The following is a 1,650-nucleotide window of genomic DNA, read 5'->3' as shown; positions in this document are numbered from 1 at the left end:
CCCTCCGTGTCAGGCTACCTGTCGCCCTTGTTGATTGACTCAACTACTCAAGAGGGCGAAGGTGCTTAACAATGTCCAAAATGGGTAAACGCTACGACAACGACTTCAAAGACTGGGTCGTTCTGCAAATGATGCCGCCACTCAATCGATCAGTGGCGGAACTTGCCTCTGCACTCAATCTCACGCCACAGTCACTGCGAAACTGGAGACAAATGGCTAGAGACAAAGGCTTAATTGTTCCGGGAAACGGCAAGACCAGTGACCAATGGTCTAGCGCCGATAAATTCAATGCCGTCATGGAAACCGCGCCGTTGAGCGAGGTCGAGATCTCTCAATATTGCCGAATCAAAGGCATTTACCCTGAGCAAATCCAACAGTGGCGAGTGGCATGCCAAAACGCTAATCCCGTTGTTGATCTCACCTCTCGAACTTCAAAAACGGCCGAGCAACGGCGCATCAAAGTACTTGAGCGCCAACTGATTCAGTCTGATGCCAGTCGTGCAGAGGCGGTGGCGTTGCTGGAGCTCAGAAAAAAAGCCAATGCGATCTGGGGCAAGGACAAGGAAGACTGATCAACGCCTCTGATCGTACGCAAGCCATGAAGTTGATTGCCGACGCAGTGCTGAATGGCGCTCGTCGATACCGCGCTTGCAATGAACTGGGTCTGAGTCTGCGCACAGTTCAACGCTGGCAACACTCTGAGTGTGACGGGCGACAGTTAGCTCAACGTGCAGCTCCGGCTAACAAGCTCAGTGATACGGAGCGTCAAGCAGTGCTGGATGCCGCCAATCAGGCTGGATACGCCAGCCTGACCCCACACCAAATTGTTCCCAAACTGGCTGATGAAGGTATCTATCTGGCTTCAGAATCAACGTTTTATCGCTTATTAAAAGCCGCTGATCAAAGCGTGCGTCGCGGCCGGGCCAAAGCCCCAAAACGCAGAGTACTGACGACGCATCGCGCTGATGGTCCCAATCAGGTGTGGTGCTGGGATATCACCTGGTTGCCGAGCACAGTTAAGGGCCGCTTTTTCTACTGGTACATGGTGAAGGACGTCTACAGCCGCAAACTGGTCGCCAATGAAGTCCACGAGGTAGAGAGCGCCGAACACGCCTGTGAACTGCTCACAAAGGGATGTTTACGCGAACAGACCGCAGGTCGTCCGTTGGTGTTGCACTCAGATAACGGACATGTGATGAGAGGTTCTTTGTTGCGTGAAAGCATGGTCGCGCTGGGCGTAGAACCTTCTTTTAGCCGGCCAAGAGTGAGCAATGACAATGCTTACGCCGAAGCACTTTTTCGCACTGCAAAGTATTGCCCGCTTTGGCCGGATCAACCATTTGATACGGTCACTGATGCAAGGCTTTGGGTGCAGAGTTTCATCGATTGGTACAACGAAGATCATCGCCACAGCGCCTTGAAATACGTCACGCCAAACCAACGGCACGAGGGCAAAGCAACCGCCCTATTACAAGCCAGGGCAGAGCTTTATGAGGACGCCAGGCGAACCAACCCAAGCCGGTGGAGCACTCGCACACGCAACTGGAAGCTGGCAGATGCCGTTTATTTAAATCCTGAGCGCTCTGAAATTAAGGGCGCAATGGACTAGCAACCGCAAGACCAAGGCGACAGTTACCTTGACACGTACCG

General features: G+C 53.1%; 1 protein-coding gene. It reads left to right on the top strand.

Features of this window, described 5'->3' with window-relative positions:
- Positions 1 to 80: 80 nt before the first annotated feature.
- Positions 81 to 1,609 (top strand): IS3 family transposase gene (locus AC4IHP_RS27775; RefSeq protein ID WP_490833281.1). Its coding sequence is split into 2 segments (ribosomal slippage): positions 81 to 522 and positions 522 to 1,609, totalling 1,530 coding nucleotides; the frame shifts between segments, so codons are not numbered across the junction.
- Positions 1,610 to 1,650: the final 41 nt, after the last annotated feature.

This window comes from Pseudomonas sp. UF-293 (assembly GCF_058245595.1).
This window is presented reverse-complemented; position numbering and strand designations above follow the sequence as displayed.